The following is a 17,696-nucleotide window of genomic DNA, read 5'->3' as shown; positions in this document are numbered from 1 at the left end:
TATTTATCGATTAAACCATAGCGATCTTTCAGCGTGATTACACGATCATTGGTTCCGTTTTTATTTGTACGGCGAAATGCCTCCAGACATCCGATTCGATCGCTTCGGCCAGTTGCAGAATTTCCTTCCCATCGGCGCCACCCCGATTAATCAGCACCAAGGCATGACGATCGTAAACACCGGCGGCACCAAATATGCGCCCTCGCCATCCTGCCTGTTCAATCAGCCATCCGGCGGAAAGCTTGACGGAATCGGGATCATCCAGTGCATAGAGCGGTACATCGGGCCAATTGGCCTTCAGCTTGTTTGCGTGCTGCTTAGATACAATGGGATTATGAAAAAAACTCCCCAAACTTCCGGGGAGCCGTTGGCGCCAATCGGGGAGTTTTTTTCGTCGCACTCGGGTCACGATTTCGGCCATATCACTCGCAACAAGTGCGGACATGGGTGTTTTTTTCGTCATTAAATACGCTTCGGCCTCATCGGCCAGACCGGGATAAGCAAGATTCGGCCAATCTGCCGGCGGCCTTTTGTGCAAACGAACCCATACACGCAGGACCAACCATCGATTCGGTTCCAACTTGAACCGGCTGTTGCGATAGCTTAATTGGCATTGCTCGGCCGACCAGCGAAGTGCTACCTGTTTCTGGCGATCCCATAGCTCGACAGAATCAAGCACATCACACAACTGCATACCGTAGGCACCGACGTTCTGGATCGGCGCGGCACCAACCGTCCCCGGAATTTCGGCAAGACGCTCAAGCCCATACAAGCCCTGTGCTGCGGTCAGACGAACCCAATCATCAAGGCCCAGTCCCGCTTCGGCGAACGCCAATACCGTCTCCCCCTCATCAACGAAACCATAATCAGCCGCTTTGATACCAACTACTTTACCGATGCGTTCCGTGACAAACAGGATGTTGCTGCCCCCGCCTACGACCAGCGTTTGTGGATCGGCAAGCCATTCTTCACGCAACCGGGGATTAGCCAAGGCGCGCTCGATATGGTCGATTTGTATGAATTGATCCGCGCAGGCGTCAACCCGCATGGTGTTGCCAACGGGTTCATTGTTAAGAAGCTTAAATCCCGAATTCACAAAAATACCCTATATGCTTTATTTCGCATCGGCAACAGCGGTGGCTTGGCGTTGCAGCACCTGAATAATGGATTCGACAACGATATTGGGCTGATTGAATGGCGGGTGATCCAAATTGATCATCTGCTGGGTGGCCCAACGGGTCGAGATAACGCCCATGCTTCTGGCCGCATCAGCGGGACACAAACACAACCCCGGTCGGCCCAGCGCGGCAGCGAGCCACGCACTGGCATTCAACCCGGTCAGGATATAGTGCGCCGTCAAAATCGTTGGCCAGTGTTTCAGCAATCGCTGAGCCGGGTTAAGCGCATGATCTTCTTCAAGATAGGTTACTCGCAACGGGGTCATAGCAATTCGATTCCTGAATTGCTGTAATGATTGTGCATCCCAGGGCAGTGAACTCACGTCGACAATCAAATCAGCCTCTGTATTGCCTGCGGACTGATCTGCTTTAACGGGGGAGGTCAACAAACCGTAGTTGGGCGCAAGGTCATGGAGGGAGTAGTTCAATGCGGCCGCGAACAAAACCCGTATGGCCTGGAGCGGGTGGAGCTCGGACGGAAGCGGGAAAACCGACGAATAATCGTTGTCTCGACGGGGTTGCGATAGATCGGCGATACCAACCCGACGCCAATTCACAAGGCGTGTGAATGCGCGTGTTTGTGACGTGCCGAACGGGTCAATCACGACATCCGGCGCTGTGAGCAAAGCAGCACTAGCCGACCTGGCCTCACGCCGTGCCGACCAACCAGAAGGATGCCAACGCGGCAGAGTCAGTCCCTTCTCGTCAATCACCACTTTACCGGTTACAGCCGGGTGCGCCTTGATGCACCGAGTGATCTCAGGCGTACCGGCGATCGTAATCTTCAAACCCGGAATCGCATCTTGCGCGTCCGTAAACGCGGCCCAAACGGGCAAACTACGCAGGGGATCGGAATCTAAACAAACTAAAATATGCATCCTTCAAACACCGTCCATCACGGGCCGAATGCTGAGTACGGGTTTTGCTGTGGAATCCATCCATCACCTTTCACATCGCCACAACGGCCTTTTATCGAGTCCTCATGCTAAACTTCGCGGCCCGGTTTTCCTAGACATTTATCCTAGACTTTTATCTCGGAACTTTTGCGTTTTATGACACTTCAAGCCCCTCGTCGCATTCTGGTGACATCAGCCCTGCCCTATGCCAATGGCCCCCTTCATCTGGGGCACATCATCGAAACCATCCAGACGGATATCTGGGTGCGCGCACAAAAACTGTTCGGCAATGAATGCCGCTATCTGTGTGCGGACGATACGCATGGCACGCCCATCATGCTCAAGGCGCAACAGGAAGGCATTACGCCCGAAGAACTCATTACACGCATAGGCAATAGCCACAAGGCTGATTTTGCTGATTTCATGATTGGCTTCGACATATTTCACAGCACCCATTCCGAAGAAAACCGGCGCATGGCCAGTGAAATATTCCAGCGGCTCGACGCTCGTGGCTTGATCAGTCGTAAAACCATCAAGCAAGCCTATGATCCGGAAAAGCAAATGTTCCTGCCCGACCGATTCATCAAGGGCGAATGCCCCAAGTGCGGCGCGGCCGATCAATATGGCGACAACTGCGAAAAATGCGGTGCCACCTACAGCCCGACCGACCTGAAGAACCCGCGCTCGGTGCTTTCCGGTGCGACACCCGTTGAACGCGATTCCGAACACTATTTCTTCGACCTGCCGAAAATGGAAGACCAGCTCAAACAGTGGCTGAGCGAGGATCGGGTACAGCCCGCCATCCGCGCCAAGTTACAGGAATGGTTCGATAGCGGCCTGCAGGCCTGGGATATTTCACGCGATGCACCCTATTTCGGTTTTGAAATTCCCGGCGCACCCGGCAAATTCTTTTATGTGTGGCTGGATGCGCCCATCGGCTATATCGGGGCCTTCCTGAAACTGGCCGAATCGACAGGGCTTGATTTCGACGAGTACTGGGGTGAAAACGCCCAAACCGAGCTGATCCATTTCATCGGCAAGGATATTGCCTACTTCCACACGCTGTTCTGGCCCGCCATGCTCATGGGTGCCGGATTGCGTACGCCGACAGCGGTGTATGCGCATGGCTTTTTGACCCTCAACGGCGAGAAAATGAGCAAATCGCGCGGCACGTTCATCCAGGCCCGCACCTACCTCGACCACCTCGACCCACAGGCCTTGCGCTACTACTTCGCGGCCAAACTCAGCGGCAGTATTGACGACATCGATTTGTCGCTCGACGATTTCCGTGTGCGCGTCAACTCGGATCTGGTCGGCAAGGTCGTCAATATTGCCAGCCGTTGCGCCGGTTTCATTCACAAGCAGTTCAATAGTGAGTTGAGTGCCGAACTCGCCCACAATGTGCTCCACGAACAACTCGTGGCCGCCGCCGAATCCATCAAGACACGCTACGAGCGGCGTGAAACCGGCCAAGCCATGCGTGAGATCATGGCTTTGGCTGACCTCGTGAATCAATACATCGATGAACAAAAACCTTGGGCCATGGCCAAGTCGCCCGACAGCCTCGCCGCCGTTCAAGGTGTGTGTACCGATGGCTTGAATGCCTTCCGCATCTTGATGACCTACCTCACGCCCGTCCTGCCGGCCATGAGTGCCAAAGCGGCCCAATTCCTGAACCTGCCTGAATTCCGTTGGTCCGATCTTGCGCGCCCGATGGTTGGACACAAAATCAACGCCTTTGAACCGCTGATGACGCGCATCGAACAAACCGCGACGGATGCCCTGCTCAAAGCAACACAAGAAGAGGCCCAAGCCATGAATCAAGCAAACCCTGCACCAACCCTGGAAGAAAAAACCCCAGGCGCTGAAATCGAACCGATTGCAGAAGAAATCACCATCGATCAATTCACGGCCGTGGATTTACGTGTGGCACGCATAGTTAATGCAGAGCATGTAGAAGGTGCCGCGAAATTGTTGCGCTTAACACTTGATATTGGCGAAGGCAAAACCCGGCAAGTCTTCGCCGGCATCAAGTCGGCCTATGATCCGGCCACCCTCGTTGGCCGCCATACCGTTATGGTTGCCAACCTCAAACCCCGCCAGATGAAATTCGGTCTGTCGGAAGGCATGGTACTGGCCGCGGGCGACGGCAAAGGCGGGCTATTCATTTTGTCACCCGACGAAGGCGCCACCGCAGGCATGCGTGTTAAGTAGGTTGTAACGCCGTAATCGGCTGACAAAAAACCGCCAAATGGCGGTTTTTTTTGGAAAGAGCAAAACCGCTAATTCTTGCTTTTATCTGGCTTCGATTCCGACTGGGCATCCTCGTTTGAATGATGATGTGTCGGGATGCGAGGATCATCGTCATCCATCAAAATACGGTGAGCGGGGCCTTCCAAATCTTCGTATTGGTTATTCTTGATCGCCCAAAAAGCCGCCCAAACCAAGATCCCGGCAATCACCATGCTGATTGGTACGAATAAATATAAAACAGTCATCTTAAAACCTCTGAACACGTTCACGGCCGTTCCCGGCTTTGAGCCGAGCCCTCACCTGCTATTTACTTCGAGCCTACGCCAAAAAGACAAGTTCCGCATCAGGAAAACAAAAAGCCTGCAACAAGCAGGCTTTAACATAAGGAATCTCTGCACGAATCCATCCATGGCTTCGTGCAGACACGCACAAGCCGGTACACGCCCGTCTTGTGCTCCGCATTTCAATGACTTACGTCATTGTGCGGCAGGGCCTCCATGCCCTGCTCGGGGAGGTCTGCATTTGTGCAGACCTCCCCTAAGTAGCCGTTGAGCCGACCGGGGATTAACGCAAGGCCATCACCCGGGTATTACTGCACCGTACCGGCACGCGCTCCGAAGCCAGAGGATTGCCCGTGACGCAAGGCCGCAATGCGCTCATCGAGTGGTGGGTGTGACATGAACAAACGACCGAACGAACCACGGTGACCTGAAATGCCGAACGCAGTCATCTGAGCTGGCAACTGTGCAGGCATGTCGTAATTCAACTTCAACCGCTCCAATGCCGCAATCATCTTCTGACGACCGGCAAAGCGGGCTCCTGCTTCGTCTGCACGGAACTCACGCTGGCGGGAGAACCACATCACGATGATGCTGGCCAAAATCCCGAAGATGATTTCAGCCACAATGGTGGTCACATAAAAGCCGATACCCGGCCCATCGCCCTGATTCTTGAGCAAAACGCGATCGACAAAATAACCGACGATACGCGCAAAGAAGATAACGAACGTGTTCACCACGCCTTGAATAAGCGTCAAGGTAATCATGTCGCCATTGGCTACGTGGCCAATCTCATGGCCCAATACGGCTTCGGCCTCGTCTCGAGTCATATTGGCCAGCAAGCCGGTGGATACCGCGACCAGCGCGTTGTTTCTGCTCGCACCCGTGGCGAATGCGTTGATTTCCGGTGAGTCATAGATGGCGACTTCCGGCATGCCGATTCCAGCCATCTTGGCCTGGCGCTCAACGGTTTGCAGCAACCAGCGTTCGGCTTCGTTTCGGGGCTGCTCGATTACTTCGGCACCCACGCTGCGTTTGGCCATCCATTTGGACATCATCAGCGAAATCAGGGAGCCACCGAAGCCGAATACAGCGGCCAGTACAAGTGTGGAGCCATAATTGATGCCAGCCTTATCCATTGTCACGCCAAGGCCGAACACCTTGGAGATGACAAACCAGGCGACAGACAGGATCACCATGACAGCCAGGTTGGTCAGTAAAAACAGAATAATTCGTTTCATGGCAGGAATTCGTTCTCCAAAAAGTTAAAGCACGTGCGACCCATTCAGAGTCTGATGCGTGAGATCAACACTCTAGCTTAAAGTTTGGTTCATTTGATTTTTTTCAAGTAGCTTTGCATATCATCTCCTGGCATAACATCTGGAGGCGTAGGCGCAAGTGCTCCGATGGTCTCAAGACAATCGCCCGGTTTTCAGATAGACAACCAATCGTGCCTCCTGCAGAAGATCAGTCAGCGTTTGTCGCTCATGTCGCGGCACGGAGAACAGAGGAAGGTTCTTCAGCAGGGAAACTTTTTGCACCAGATTCAGATAATCGGCGCTCGACATATATGCCGAGGCAACGGCCAAGGCGGAATCCAACATTTGATTCGCTCGATCGAAACGCCAGCTCAACCAGAGCATGCCGATGACATATTCGGCCACCAACCGCTGATCTTCGCGCCGCCCCGCCGCCGCGCGCAGAAGTTCGGCTTCACTGACATTCGGCATTTTTGATTCCGCTTGCTGTAAAAACAAGCGTAACTGTCGCTCAAATTGTGGATCGATTTTGGACTTGATCGGCAAAATCAGCTCTTCGTCCATAAGAAGGCCGCTCTGTTATGAATAGCGGCTCAGTTTAGCGCCATCTTGCGGAAGATCGATAAACATCTGGCTCTTTGCGCGATTCAGGCCGCCTGACGTGGTTTTACTGAATCAAGCACACCATCCTGTTTTCGCTGAATGAAATGCCGGACATAACGTCGCTGAAGATTCGACCGTGCTAACCAGATGAATACATCCGCCGTTTTGAAATCTTTATCCCAGAACGGTTCACCGCCGATCTGTGCACCAAGACGAAGGTAGGCTTTCAATAAAGGGGGCATTCGGACTTCCAGCGCGAGCAAAGCCGTGTCATGCTCCATACGAGGAAGCGCACGCAGGGAATCGACCCGCAACGATTCCGGCGTGAGATGCCGATCACGTAATTGATCCATGATGAGATTGGCCTGGATTCCGCCATCTTCCAGAGAAATGCTCGCGCATCCCATCAGGTACATGAACCGGTTGATTTCCATGAATTGCGCCAGACCAGACCAAAGACAGCCGATGGTGGCGCCATTTCGATAAGCCGGGTCGACACAGGTTCGACCGATTTCCATCACACGACCTTCCACACCTTTTAAGCGGGAGAGATCAAACTCTCTGGCAGAATAGTATCCTCCGGCAACCTGAGCCTGGGTATCCGTAAGAATGCGTGTACACGCCACCGCTTCGCCGGAATCCAAATCCCGCACCAGCATGTGGTGGCAATAGTCATCAAAATGGTCGCTTTCCAGCCCCAATGGCAGGGCGCAGTCGATTTTTGCACCCAATTCTTCAACAAAAACCCGATAGCGCAGACGAAAGCAGGCATCGATCTGCTCTTGGTTCAGCGCCAACTCGACTTGTAGTCGGCGATCTGAGTCAGCTTTGTTTTTCGGCCCCTTGGTTGAAGACGCTTTGTTGCAATCCAAATCCATGACACACCACACCTAGATTGATATGTAATGCAACTTAATCAGCGGATATGTCATTAGCGTGTTCGGTTTATTTCGCAACGCTGACAAGAACGTGAAATTTTGATGAATGCACGAGAGGGAATTTGAGGGGTTGGATTGCGCCCCGCACACGGTCACGGCAAACTGGGTGCCATTTCAACGCCAAGTGATCACACCCTTATGAATCTTTATCCATTGATTCGCGCCCTGCTGTTCCGATTCGAACCAGAAACGGCCCACCGACTGACATTTGCCCTGCTCGATCTGGCGGCCAAAACACCTTGGTGCACCTACGCGCGCGGGAAGGTTCCCTCAAGTCCGGTAGACGTCATGGGGTTGAACTTCCCTAACCGAATCGGTCTGGCGGCCGGGCTCGACAAGAACGGCGATCATATCGATGCCCTCTCGTGCCTCGGGTTCGGATTTATCGAAATCGGCACCGTCACCCCACGCGCCCAACCCGGCAACCCGCGACCACGGTTGTTCCGGCTGCCCGATGCAGAGGCGCTGATCAACCGCATGGGATTCAACAACGATGGCCTTAAAACCTTTCTCGACAATGTTCAAAATCGAACCAGCAAAGGCATTCTGGGCCTGAACATTGGCAAGAATTTCGATACCCCGATCGAGCGCGCGCTCGATGACTATTTGATCGGACTGAGAGAAGTCCATCGTTTCGCCGACTACGTCACGATCAATATTTCATCCCCGAACACAAAAAATTTGCGCCAGTTGCAAGCTGCGGATCAATTCGGTCCCTTGCTCGCCGCATTGAAGAAACAAAAGGACGAACTCGATCAGAAAAACGACCGTCAAGTCCCGATCGTGGTGAAAATCGCGCCCGATCTGAGCGGTGAGGAAATCGAATCCATGGCCCGACTTCTACTTGATGAAGGCATGGATGGCGTGATCGCCACCAACACCACCATCGATCGCGCCATGGTGGCGGGCCTACCGCATGCCGACGAGGCGGGTGGATTGAGTGGCCGGCCAGTTCGCAAGGCCTCGACCGAAGTCATCCGCCAGCTTCGCGCCACGCTGCCAGCCGATTTCCCCATTATTGGCGTCGGTGGTATCGATAGCGCCGCTGCGGCGCTGGAGAAGATCGAGGCCGGAGCGGACCTGCTGCAGCTTTATACGGGTTTCATTTATCGCGGGCCGGGGCTGATTGGTGAAATTGCACAGGCTTTGGCTTCAGCGGATCGAGACCGCAGTACTAAATAGTGAATTATTGGGCAGGGGTGGAGCGATTCTTACAAACAGGGCAATCGGGATCACGGCGGTACCGAATCGTTCTGAACTCGGCCCGCTTGAGATCGAACAGGGCGAGTCTTCCTACCAAGGTGTCACCAAAGCCAGCCAATATCTTGATGGCTTCACTGGCCTGCACGCTACCAATCATACCGACAAGCGGCGAAAGCACGCCCGTTTCACTACAACGCAGCGCATCCTCTCCTTCTTCCTGATACAAACAGTGGTAGCAAGGCGATTCGGGCAGTCGCGTATCGAACACGGTCACCTGCCCTTCCATACGGATCGCTGCACCAGAAACCAGCGGTTTTTGAGCATCAACACAGGCCGCATTGAGCGCAAAACGCAGTGCGAAATTATCCGAACAGTCACAAACCAGATCGACATCAGCCAGCAATTCCGGCAGGTTCTCCTTTGTAAGCTTGTCGTGAATAAGCCTAAGTTTTACATCCGGATTGATAGCGGCAATTCGCCGGGCAGCCGAATCAATCTTAAGCAAGCCCACAGAGGCGGTGTCGTGAATCACCTGTCGCTGCAGATTGCTCAAATCAACCGCATCAAAATCAGCCAGCACCAACTCGCCCACACCAGCAGCCGCAAGATACAAGGCTACGGGCGAGCCCAAGCCGCCCAAACCAGCGATCAAGACGCGAGATCCGCGCAGACGCTCTTGCCCCGCATAGTCGATTTCAGGCAGCATGATATGGCGGCTATAGCGCAGTAATTGCTCGTCGTTCATTTATTGTTTCAAAAAATTAGCGTGATTGTGAAGGGCTTAAAGGTAATGCTGCCAGGGATCATCGCCACGCTCTGTTGAGCCTTGGTGACGCGAGAAACGCTGGCAAGCGGAAATCTGCTCCGCTGTTGGCCTGAATACCTGATTGGGCATGGGGCAGTTCCCCAAACCCATGGCTTCGCGCTGATTCTCTTCTGAATACTCGATGAGTGCGATTTTGAGCTTGTTCAGCAGGGAAGCATCCAGATGAAAACCCGCAAGTTGCAGATGACGCCGCAAAACCTTGAGGCAGATCATTTGCAAGTCATATTCGACCCACATGCAGGCAGGGTTTTTGGGTTGTGCATCCTGCACTCCGTCTAGATGAACGGCAAATGCGCAGGCACCCGCCGCCTGATCCCCGTTGTGATGAGGCCCGCGAAAGGTGATCTCACGATGTTTGATTCGTTCGGAACTGTCCATCATCCACTCCTGCGCCCCGGAAATTTTTAGGGGGTGCGCTGAACTCATGGAATCAGATTAACGCAATTTTGGCATTTTGTGACCTTCAAATGACCTAAAACCAATCTTAGATGACGCTATGTGCCCGCCGCACTGGCATCAATCAGCAAGTAAACCTCAAATCAACGCCGCTGTGCAGCGGTGTTTCGCTCCTGCCCGGCAAGATCGGTTCGATGAGAAATAGATTCAAATCCATGTTGCGCCAGACACTCGGCCACGGCCTTTGCCTGATCATAGCCATGCTCGAACAGAATCCAGCCGCCCGGCTTCAACCGGGTTGTCGCCTGAGCGATGATCTGCCGGTAATCGGCCATCCCCTCATCTTGTGCGACCAACGCAGTCTGTGGCTCAAAGCGCAAGTCACCAACATTGAGATGAGGATCATCCGGGCGGATGTATGGTGGATTGCTGACAATCACGTCCAAACTTTCTTGTTTGAACATACTGCACCAGGAACCCTGAAGCCACTTGATCGGCAAAGCTGAATCAGGCAGCAATCGCCGTTCATTTTGACGTGCAACCTGTAATGCCTCGAAACTCAGATCACAACCGAAAACCTGTGCCTGCGGTCGCTCAAACGCCAGGCTGATGGCAGGCACGCCGGAACCGGTACCGAGATCCGCGACCGTCATTGCCTGCTCTAAAGGGATTTTTTCCAGCGCCCACTCCAGAAGGTGTTCGGTTTCAGGGCGAGGAATCAACGTGGCGGGCGTGACCTGAAATTCATGGCGCCAGAACGGCTTGAATCCCGTGATATAGGCAACCGGTTCACCAGCCGCACGACGTTCGAACGCGCTGCGCAACCGATCAGCCATTGCTGACGGCAATAGCCGCTCCGGTTCCATCAACTGACGGGCTCGATCAAGACCCGCCAATTGCGTTACCAGGCTTCGGATATCGACCATCGCATCGGCATCACCGCCGAGCAAGCCCCGTGCTTCGTCGATCAATTTGGCGAGTGGAATGCCCTGTTCGTGGGTCATGTGATCCACATCATCAATCAGAGCGGTGCCTGAGCCAGCGCCGCCAGTTGGTCGGCCTGATCGGTCTGTCGTAACGGGTGAATGATGGGATCAAGATCACCCAACAGTACTCGATCGAGCTGATAGAGCGTCAGGTTGATGCGGTGATCGGTTACGCGCCCCTGCGGGAAGTTATAGGTGCGAATACGTTCGGAACGGTCGCCTGAACCCACGAGTGCCTTGCGCGTGGCTGCTTGTTCCGCGTGGGCTTTTTGCCGCTCTGCATCAGCCAGTCGTGCGGCCAATACACTTAAAGCACGGGCTTTGTTCTTGTGCTGAGATCGCTCGTCCTGACATTCCACCACCATACCGGTCGGCAGGTGGGTCACGCGAATCGCCGAGTCGGTTTTGTTGATATGCTGCCCACCGGCTCCTGAGGCGCGAAACGTATCGATTCTCAAGGTAGAAGGATCGAGCGTGATGGCCTCCGATTCCGGCACGACCGGCATCACCGCGACCGTCGCGGCGGAGGTATGAACACGGCCCTGGGTTTCCGTGGTCGGCACACGCTGTACGCGGTGCGCGCCGGATTCGAACTTCAATGCCGCATACACGCCATCGCCACTGATTTGGGCAATGACTTCGCGATATCCGCCATGCTCGCCCGGTTGTTCGGAAAGAATTTCGGTGCGCCAGCCCTGGGTATCGGCGTATTTCAAATACATGCGCAACAAATCCCCCGCGAAGATGGCGGCTTCATCCCCCCCGGTGCCGGCTCGAATTTCAAGGATGACATCGCCATCATCGGCCGGATCATGCGGCAACAGGTGAATTTTGAGCGCTTCATCCAGCGATTCGATTTCAGCCTGCAATTCCTTCATTTCTTCGACGGCCAGCGCGGCCATCTCGCGGTCAGATTCACGGCTCATCTGTTCGGCCGCCTGCAAATCGGCTTTCACCTTCTGATAGCGGTCGAGCACCACAACGAGATCGTGCAGACGGGCATGCTCTTTTGACAGGCTGCGGAATCGATCCTGATTGTTGATTACCTCCGGTTCGGACAACAACGCATTGAGCTCGTCATACCGTTCGGACAGGGCGAATAAGCGATTCAACAGAGCGGATGGCAGCATGGAGCATTCAACAAGAGAGGGGAAACAAGATCCCGACAAGCGGGAAGAAGGATGACAATCGAAAATACGACCCAGCTAAGACGAGGGGGAATCCCCCCCCAGACCGAGGACGTTCTGAACCGCATGAACGGCGGTCAGATCACCCGTGGCACAGGCTTCACGCAGCACGACGGTGGGATGATGGATGAGCCGGTTGGTCAGGGTGTGCGCAAGGTAATCCAGGGTTTCCTCGGGAGATTTGCCCGCCGCCAGCAGTGCCTTTGCTCTGAACAGAACATCATCCCGGGTTTGCTCTGATTGGCGCCGGTAGGACTTGATCAGCTCCGCGCCCGTCTGCAACTGAACCCATTCGAGGAAATGCCCGACTTGCAGGGTGATGATTTCTTCCGCCTGTTCGGCTGCGGCTGCACGGGATTTCTGACCTTCGTCGATGACCGATTTGAGATCATCGACCGTATACAGGTACACATCCTGCAAATCGCTGACCTGCGGCTCGATATCGCGTGGAACGGCTATGTCGACCATAAAGATCGGACGGCGCTTGCGTTGCTTGAGTGCCTGCTCTACCGCCCCTTTACCCAGTACGGGCAACGGGCTGGCGGTTGAGGAAATAACCACGTCTGCCTTGTGCAGATGCGCCGGGATGTCGGTGAGGCCGATGGCAAGCCCGCCAAACTGTTCAGCCAGGTGATGGGCGCGGTCGATCGACCGGTTGGCAACAATAACCTGCTTGAGCCCACTGCCCTGAAGATGGCGGGCGCACAGTTCGATTGTTTCGCCTGCGCCGATCAGCAGGGCAGTCTTTTGGGATAGATCACCGAAAATCTGCTTGGCAAGGCTCACCGCCGCAAAAGCCACCGACACCGGGCTGGCACCAATCTGTGTATCGGTACGTACCTGCTTTGCCACCGAGAAGGTGTGCTGGAATAACCGACTCAGAACGGGGCCCAGCGCCTGAGCATCTTGAGCGATGGTGAAGGCATCCTTGATCTGGCCGAGAATTTGCGGCTCACCCAGCACCATGGAGTCCAAACCGCAGGCAACGCGCATCAGGTGGCGAATAGCGAGCTCATCGCGGTGGTCATACACATAAGGGGCAATGGCTTCCGGCGGCAAATGGTGAAACGCTGCCAGCCACTCGACCAGATTCTCCCGCACGCAATCCGAACGGGTATAAATTTCGGTCCGATTGCAGGTAGAAACGATGGCGGCTTCCTTCGCGCCACAACCATGAATCAGCCCCTCAAGCGCGGAAGACATGCGCTCAGGCCCGAAGGCGATGCGCTCACGCACATCCACCGGGGCCGTTTTATGATTCAAACCAAACGCAATAAGTGACATAGACGCGAATTATAGCCTGTCGGAGTCGTATTGAGCAGCCGCACGATACTGCAAGCGAGCCATTATATAAGTAAGCACTGAAATATGACCGGGAAAAATTTGCATGGTTTATTATTTACGACCCAAGTCATTCAAGGGTAAGCGCTGCCGATTCCGGTATTGCGGCCAGTAGCGCAACGATGCCCAGAACAGGGCGACCAGGCCCAATCCAGCGACCGACCAATTGGCCCACTCACCCAGGGGATAACCGGCATTGAACCAGGGCGAAGACAGTGCGCAGATCGCAGTGACAACGATCCCCGCAGGTAACGGCCATCGCGCATGGTTCAGACTTGACCAGCGATTCAACCAAAGCTGTGCCAACATGACCGAGATCAGGCCAATTACAGCGCCCGCAAGCACATCGGTCGGCCAATGCACGCCGACGGCCATTCGAGACACGCCCAATAGAGCGGCCGCAAGCAGAACCACGGCAGACCATCCGGCTGATAAACGAAGGCCGACAATCAATAGTCCAGCCAACGTGAACGCCGTAACGGCATGGCCAGAGGGAAAGCTGCCGTGGTCGAGCCGATGCCCGATCAGGTGCATGGCATCAGCTGCCAGAACGGCGGGTGGTCTGGGTATATCAAGAATCGGTTTTATCGAGTGGGTGATGGCGGTCGCAATAAGCGCAGAAAGCAGCAGCAAGGCACCCAGGCGCGGACGCCAGAGCATGAACGGCAACAACAAGCCAAGAGCCAGATAGGTGTCGGCCAGAGCGGTCATCCCCGACCAGAAGCCCGGTGCCAAAGGCCCCAGATTATTGAACGCATGGAAAATGGCCATACGCGCACCCGGCAGAGCCTCAACAAGAATCAAGGCCAACGATGCCGCCATACCGAAACCACAGGCCAGACGAACACCCGGCAACTGAGAAAAGTTCATGTTCGAAGTCATGGGGTGTTTTGACAGGTTCATCGTGCAGGCTCATCAGGTTGTGATTTCGATTGACACCAATTGGCGTCCTCAAGTTCAGTCAGAGCCGACGGGCGCACATGATAGGACTTCACTTCCTTGGATTCGTAGTATGTGCGCGACAACATTTCGGAAAGAACACCCGTGGTCAGAATCTGAACCGCAATCAACACCAGCATGATGCCGACCATAAATAATGGCCGATCACCAATTTGCTCGCCCATTATTTTCAGCACCAGAAGATAGGCAAGGATCAGGCTGCCAAGCGTACCGAAACCCATGCCCAGCATCCCGAAAAAATGCGCGGGGCGGGCAGAAAAGCGCATGAAGAAATACACCGAAATCAGATCGATAATGACCCGGAACGTGCGCGACAAACCATATTTTGACGTACCGGCCGTACGCGGATGATGCGCAACCACTTCCTCCTGAATCCGGCTGGGGGATGTTTGAGTCGCCAGCCAGGCAGGGATAAAACGGTGCATCTCACCGTACAGACGCACGCCCTTGATGATTTCAGCACGAAACACTTTCAGGCTGCAGCCATAATCATGCAGCGAGACGCCCGTAATCCGTCGAATCAATCGATTGGCAATTTTGGAGGGGACCTTGCGCAGCCAGAGATTATCCTGTCGGTTCTTGCGCCAGCCCGCTACTAGATCGAGATCTTCACGCAACAGACGATCCACCATGCGTGGAATATCCATCGGATCGTTTTGCAGGTCGCCATCCAGGGTGGCGATCACCTCGCCACGGGCAAAGTCGATACCCGCCTGCATGGCCGCCGTCTGGCCGAAGTTGCGCGCCAGTGGCACCAGTCGAACATGCGAACCGAACGCCGCCCTGCCCTGCTCGATCATTTTCACGGTGCGATCACTCGAACCATCATCCACCAGCAGCAATTCCCACGGTGCGGGGTAGTCGGCCAAGGCCTCATGCACCCGCTTTATCAAGGGGGCGATGTTTTCCTGCTCATTGAACACGGGGACCACCAGAGACAGACTGGCGGATTGATGTGATTTCGAGGTTGCCGAATCCACTGGAACCGAACCCATCACATCTGAGTTTATCGGCTCTGAATTCATCGGAGCGGAAGACTTAGGGGATTCTGGATGCGGCATGAGCAAATATCCTGAGCGAAACCGTTAAATACGGCCCGACAATGTTGGGTCTGAAACAAAAGGTGGCTGATTTTAAGCCATTTCAGGCATAAATGCGCCATCGGAAAGCATTACCGGGCTTTGGCTGCGACATCGTGGACCGGTTGCGACAGGTGTTAACCACTTGGGCATCTCGAAAAACCTACTGCGCGACCCGATTGCTGCGTTGGGCGGTGCTCGCTCCCTCGCCTATCTATTTGATATGTCTCAGTCGCTGCGCTCCGTCCGCCTTGCACTCGGGCCGCTCGTGACGGTTTTTCTAGGCGCCCACTTATAGGCCTTTGAACGTACGCGGCAGCCTGAGTGTAAACACCAGGCCATGGGCATCTACTCTATTAGAGACAGACACGGCCCCGCCGAGTTTACCGGCCGCCTCTCTGGCAATCGCCAGACCCAGCCCGCTTCCTTCTTCCGATGCGTCCTGCAGGCGATGGAATGGGGCGAAAACAGCCACCTGATTTTCGGTTGGAATGCCCGGCCCGGTATCAACAACTTCGATCGATACAGCATCAGCCTCTGCTCGTAACCTGAGGGTGACGACTCCACCGGCGGGGGTGTATTTAAGCGCATTCTCCAACGCATTGCGCATAACTAGCCCAAGCGCTTGTGCGTTGGATTGAATACGTATCGAAGTGGATTCATCCATGCCCAAATCAATCTGTCGGGCTTCGGCCAGCGGAATGAACTCAGCCAGCCATTGGCGCGCGAGTGCAACAAGATCGATGTCCTGACAGGATTCCTCGCCAGACTGAATTCTGGCCAGATCAAGCAGTTGCACTGTCAACTTCCGTGCCCGCTCGATTCCGGCCTTAAGTGGCACAAGACGTTCTCGCATCATTTCAGGAGAACTGGCCGCAGAGAGATTCTGTGCCTGAAGCGAAAGGGCCGTCAGTGGCGTGCGCAATTCATGGGCCGCGTCGGCGATGAAACGACGTTGTTCAGCAATCATTGTATCCACTCGCGCCAACAACCGATTGATGGCTTCGACAAACGGCACCACTTCTTCCGGCAAGTTTTGCACCGACACGGGTTGCGGACGTTCAGCCGCCTGCAGGTCAATATCCTTTGAACGTTGTTTGAGCGACTTCAACTCAGCACGCACGATGAATGCAATGACACCGATGAGAATCGGCAGCATGAGTAAAGATGGAATCAAGGTGCGCAGGGCGCTGTTCAATGCGATTTCGTTGCGGCTCTCCGTAGATTGAGCCACAACAAGCTGTGATCCACCGCCCGTATCTCGTACAAATATCCGGATGGATTCCGGGCCAGCGGGATTCATCAAGGTGTGTAACCCTGCATCGATCCGCTCCGGTAGCCAGGCAGGACGCGCACGATCAGGGAGGCGATAAATCCGGATCAATGACTCGGGGTCTTCTACTGACTTGCTGACCGTATCCAGTTGCTGGTGCACGGTTCGCCCTGAAGCCGGAAAGTCGACACTGAGCGCCGCAACCTGCCGTAGAGTGTCATCCTGAAATTCCTGAGCCTCGTCATAAGCGAAATAAAGCGCTGCAAGCGAAGCGATGACCCCCGTAACGAGAACGGCCACTGTCAGCATTTTCGACAGACGAATCTGGATTGAGTGTCTCCTTGCCGAACGTCCCTGAGATGATCGGGTCACGGTGCCGTACCCACTCGCCAACCGGAGCCACGCACATTCTTGATGACGCCCGCCCCCAGCTTCCGGCGGACGCCATGAATCAGAAAATCAATCGCGTTACTTTCGACTTCCTCATTCCAGCCGTATATCTGCTCCTCCAGTTCTGCCCGTGTCAGAATCTGTCCCGGTCGCAACAGTAACGAATGAAGCAAGGCAAATTCGCGCGCACTCATTAACACAGTGACGCCGCTGCATGTGGCCTCGCGAGTCGCCGGGTCAAGATCGACATAACCATTGCTGAGGATGGGTGAAGACTGCCCGCTCTGCCGACGGATAACCGCGCGCATCCTCGCCAGCAACTCATTCACGTCGAACGGCTTGACCAGATAGTCATCCGCCCCCAGATCCAGCCCCCGCACACGATCATCCACGCCATCACGCGCCGTGATGATAATCACCGGCAGGTCGCGCCCCGCCTGCCTCAATCGCTTTAACACATCAAGACCATCCTGTCCGGGCAATCCAAGATCAAGCAACACGACCTGATGCTCTGCGCTGTCGAGTGTAGCCAGCGCGATTTTGCCATCCTGTACCCAGTCCACGGCGTATGCGGCATCCTTCAGGGCTGTGGAAACCGCCTCGCCAATCATGGCATCGTCTTCTACCAATAAAATGCGCATGACACTCCT

Annotated in this window: 17 protein-coding genes; 2 read left to right on the top strand and 15 right to left on the bottom strand. The window is 54.8% G+C overall.

Translation table 11 applies throughout. The features are described 5' to 3' along the window. Positions 1-37: 37 nt before the first annotated feature. Positions 38-1,048: a UDP-N-acetylmuramate dehydrogenase gene (murB, locus tag PHD44_RS02685; protein WP_300187807.1), complete on the bottom strand. Its 1,011-nt coding sequence runs from the start codon at positions 1,046-1,048 to the stop codon at positions 38-40. Between the two features lie 66 nt (positions 1,049-1,114). After that, the gene (locus PHD44_RS02680; RefSeq protein ID WP_300187805.1) at positions 1,115-2,056 is read right to left on the bottom strand and encodes a hypothetical protein; all 942 of its coding nucleotides are present in this window, start codon (positions 2,054-2,056) and stop codon (positions 1,115-1,117) included. A gap of 174 nt (positions 2,057-2,230) precedes the next feature. Between PHD44_RS02680 and metG the strand changes: the two genes are divergently transcribed. Then, positions 2,231-4,288, top strand: a complete 2,058-nt coding sequence (gene metG / locus PHD44_RS02675) for a methionine--tRNA ligase (RefSeq protein ID WP_300187803.1) — start codon at positions 2,231-2,233, stop codon at positions 4,286-4,288. A 68-nt stretch (positions 4,289-4,356) separates the two neighbouring features. On the opposite strand, the gene ccoS is transcribed toward metG, so the two are convergent. The 4 genes from ccoS to PHD44_RS02655 all read right to left on the bottom strand — a co-directional run bounded on the left by ccoS (position 4,357) and on the right by PHD44_RS02655 (position 7,345). Next, positions 4,357-4,572 (bottom strand): cbb3-type cytochrome oxidase assembly protein CcoS, encoded by a 216-nt coding sequence (gene ccoS, locus PHD44_RS02670; RefSeq protein WP_298219894.1) that lies wholly within the window; start codon positions 4,570-4,572, stop codon positions 4,357-4,359. Positions 4,573-4,916: 344 nt separating this feature from the next. Beyond that, positions 4,917-5,846 carry a protease HtpX gene (gene htpX / locus PHD44_RS02665; RefSeq protein ID WP_300187801.1) on the bottom strand — a complete coding sequence of 310 codons (930 nt, stop codon included), beginning with the start codon at positions 5,844-5,846 and terminating at the stop codon, positions 4,917-4,919. 171 nt (positions 5,847-6,017) lie between these two features. Continuing rightward, a complete protein-coding gene (locus tag PHD44_RS02660; RefSeq protein ID WP_300187799.1) occupies positions 6,018-6,428 on the bottom strand; it encodes a hypothetical protein in 411 nt (136 codons plus the stop codon). 83 nt (positions 6,429-6,511) lie between these two features. Continuing rightward, positions 6,512-7,345, bottom strand: coding sequence for a GNAT family N-acyltransferase (locus PHD44_RS02655; protein WP_300187797.1), 834 nt, complete (start codon positions 7,343-7,345; stop codon positions 6,512-6,514). Between the two features lie 198 nt (positions 7,346-7,543). Here PHD44_RS02655 and PHD44_RS02650 point away from each other — a divergent pair, with 198 nt between their 5' ends. Then, entirely contained in the window at positions 7,544-8,587 is a 1,044-nt protein-coding gene (locus tag PHD44_RS02650) for a quinone-dependent dihydroorotate dehydrogenase (protein WP_300187795.1), read from the top strand. Positions 8,588-8,591: 4 nt separating this feature from the next. Here the strand turns inward: PHD44_RS02650 and PHD44_RS02645 are convergent, their stop codons facing one another. The 9 genes from PHD44_RS02645 to PHD44_RS02605 all read right to left on the bottom strand — a co-directional run bounded on the left by PHD44_RS02645 (position 8,592) and on the right by PHD44_RS02605 (position 17,687). After that, a complete protein-coding gene (locus PHD44_RS02645) occupies positions 8,592-9,353 on the bottom strand; it encodes a molybdopterin-synthase adenylyltransferase MoeB (RefSeq protein WP_300187793.1) in 762 nt (253 codons plus the stop codon). Positions 9,354-9,389: 36 nt separating this feature from the next. Continuing rightward, positions 9,390-9,812, bottom strand: a complete 423-nt coding sequence (locus PHD44_RS02640; protein ID WP_298219900.1) for a hypothetical protein — start codon at positions 9,810-9,812, stop codon at positions 9,390-9,392. Between the two features lie 161 nt (positions 9,813-9,973). Further along, positions 9,974-10,834, bottom strand: a complete 861-nt coding sequence (gene prmC / locus PHD44_RS02635; protein ID WP_300187791.1) for a peptide chain release factor N(5)-glutamine methyltransferase — start codon at positions 10,832-10,834, stop codon at positions 9,974-9,976. 17 nt (positions 10,835-10,851) lie between these two features. After that, positions 10,852-11,946 carry a peptide chain release factor 1 gene (gene prfA, locus PHD44_RS02630; protein ID WP_367182000.1) on the bottom strand — a complete coding sequence of 365 codons (1,095 nt, stop codon included), beginning with the start codon at positions 11,944-11,946 and terminating at the stop codon, positions 10,852-10,854. Between the two features lie 75 nt (positions 11,947-12,021). After that, entirely contained in the window at positions 12,022-13,287 is a 1,266-nt protein-coding gene (hemA, locus tag PHD44_RS02625) for a glutamyl-tRNA reductase (RefSeq protein ID WP_300187790.1), read from the bottom strand. Positions 13,288-13,398: 111 nt separating this feature from the next. Then, positions 13,399-14,247 carry a phosphatase PAP2 family protein gene (locus PHD44_RS02620; protein WP_300187788.1) on the bottom strand — a complete coding sequence of 283 codons (849 nt, stop codon included), beginning with the start codon at positions 14,245-14,247 and terminating at the stop codon, positions 13,399-13,401. Then, positions 14,244-15,365 carry a glycosyltransferase family 2 protein gene (locus tag PHD44_RS02615; RefSeq protein WP_300187786.1) on the bottom strand — a complete coding sequence of 374 codons (1,122 nt, stop codon included), beginning with the start codon at positions 15,363-15,365 and terminating at the stop codon, positions 14,244-14,246. The genes PHD44_RS02620 and PHD44_RS02615 overlap by 4 nt, the downstream gene beginning before the upstream one ends. Before the next feature lie 310 nt (positions 15,366-15,675). Beyond that, a complete protein-coding gene (locus PHD44_RS02610; protein WP_300187784.1) occupies positions 15,676-17,028 on the bottom strand; it encodes an ATP-binding protein in 1,353 nt (450 codons plus the stop codon). Next, entirely contained in the window at positions 17,025-17,687 is a 663-nt protein-coding gene (locus PHD44_RS02605; protein WP_300187782.1) for a response regulator transcription factor, read from the bottom strand. The genes PHD44_RS02610 and PHD44_RS02605 overlap by 4 nt, the downstream gene beginning before the upstream one ends. Positions 17,688-17,696: the final 9 nt, after the last annotated feature.

The organism is Halothiobacillus sp. (assembly GCF_028710545.1).
GTDB lineage: Bacteria > Pseudomonadota > Gammaproteobacteria > Halothiobacillales > Halothiobacillaceae > Halothiobacillus.
Note: the sequence above shows the minus strand (reverse complement) of the source record. Positions and strands in the feature narration are given on the sequence as shown.